The following is a 1683-nucleotide window of genomic DNA, read 5'->3' as shown; positions in this document are numbered from 1 at the left end:
AAGAAAAATAATAATCTCAATGTGTTTTATTTACACACAGAGCAAATATAGGCCATAACAGCGGCCTATATTTTTTAGTTCTGTTGTGCCGTCAATTTTTTGTCCATAAACTCACCGCTTTTGATATTTATTAATAGATTTATAAAGCATTTTTAAGGCTATTTTATAGCTTTTAAAGAAAGGATAAATTTATGAAAAAATCAAAGTTTTTATTGCTTGGGTCACTATCATCATTAGCAGCAATTCCTTTTGTAGCAGCTAAATGTGGTGATACTAAGGAAGATGAAAAGAAACCAGCTGACAAACCTGCAGACACACAAGGCGGCGGCGAAAAAAATCCTAAATCTCCAGCAGAAAGCAGCATGACAGATGACAAGGATAAAGCTGGAAAAGATAAAACAGAAACTGAAAAAACAGAAAAAGATAAAGATAACAAGAAAGATGGTGACTCATCTGCTAATAAAGACAAAAATACAGAAATTGACTTGTCAACAGTTTATAAAGACTTAGGGTACTTTCCAAAAGATGACAAAACTAAGGCAGTTAGTCAAAAAGATATAAGAGACAAAATTGTTAAGATTTTAAATGGCAGGCAAGATTTTAGTTTAAATGTAGATTATGTTAACCACAAAGCAAAAGTCACACTAGCAAATGGTCAAGAAATAATTTTCACATTCACAGATGACCAAAATTCATCAAACAGCAGGAGCTCAACCAGATCAAGAGCGGCAATAAACTTCACAAGTACTCCACCAAATCCACTATTAAGTAGCACTGAATCAGAAATTTTAGATAATTTAAGATTAGGCAAAACAGTTGAAGAATCAAACAGACTAGCTACTGAAAATTCTAATGCTGTTAGCACCGGCGTTAATTGAAATGGAGTCACAGAAGAAGAAAGGGAAAAAGCACGGGAAAGTGGCAAATTTTGAGAAAAATACTGGAAGGAACATAACAAATAGTTACATACTATATAACAAAAAACAGCAATTTCCTTGCTGCTTTTTATTTACTTATTTGCTTTTGTTTCTTCAGCTTCTTGCCCTAATTTAAATCCTGATAATGGTGTATAGTTATTTCCGTTTGCATCATATATGGTTCAAAACTCATTTTTGCCATCTTCAGAAACAGTTGTTGACACTTTAAATGATGAATTTAAATATTCTGATTTGTGATCTTTGAATTGACCAAATTCAAATCCACTAATTGGCAAGTAGTTTTCACCTTTAGAATTGTAAATTGTTCATATAGTTCCCTTATTGCCTGGCAATAATTCTTCACGAACTCTGATTGAATCATTTAATTTATTTCTTTCTGCAACAGCCTTTTCTTTTTCCTCTTTTGCCTTTTTCTCTTTTTCAGCTTCTTCTGATTTTTCTACTTTGCTCTCATCTTTTTCAGCCTTGCCATTTTCTGTTTTGTCTTTTTCTGATTTATCATTCTCTGACTTGCCCTTGTCGCCATCTTTTTTCATATCATCGCCAGATTTTTTGTCTGATTTATCTTTATCACCATCTTTTTTCATCGTATCTTCTGTCTTTTTTTCTTCTTCTTTAGTGTCACCACACTTAGCAGCTACAAAAGTAATTGCAGCTAATGATGATAGTGATCCCAGCAATAAAAACTTTGATTTTTTCATAAATTTATCCTTTCTTTAAAGGCTATAAAATAGCCTTAAAAATG

The 1683-nt window shown here is 32.3% G+C and carries 2 protein-coding genes; one reads left to right on the top strand and one right to left on the bottom strand.

What is annotated here, in order from left to right:
• Positions 1–191 precede the first annotated feature (191 nt).
• A complete protein-coding gene (locus tag MAGB_RS04480) occupies positions 192–962 on the top strand; it encodes a variable surface lipoprotein (RefSeq protein WP_004024143.1) in 771 nt (256 codons plus the stop codon).
• A gap of 47 nt (positions 963–1009) precedes the next feature.
• Here the strand turns inward: MAGB_RS04480 and MAGB_RS04475 are convergent, their stop codons facing one another.
• Positions 1010–1639 carry a variable surface lipoprotein gene (locus tag MAGB_RS04475; RefSeq protein WP_004024142.1) on the bottom strand — a complete coding sequence of 210 codons (630 nt, stop codon included), beginning with the start codon at positions 1637–1639 and terminating at the stop codon, positions 1010–1012.
• Positions 1640–1683 lie beyond the last annotated feature (44 nt).

The organism is Mycoplasmopsis agalactiae 14628, assembly GCF_000266865.1.
Lineage (GTDB): Bacteria > Bacillota_I > Bacilli_A > Mycoplasmatales > Metamycoplasmataceae > Mycoplasmopsis > Mycoplasmopsis agalactiae_A.
The sequence above is the reverse complement of the archived record's forward strand: the minus strand, read 5'-3'. Positions and strand labels throughout refer to the sequence as shown.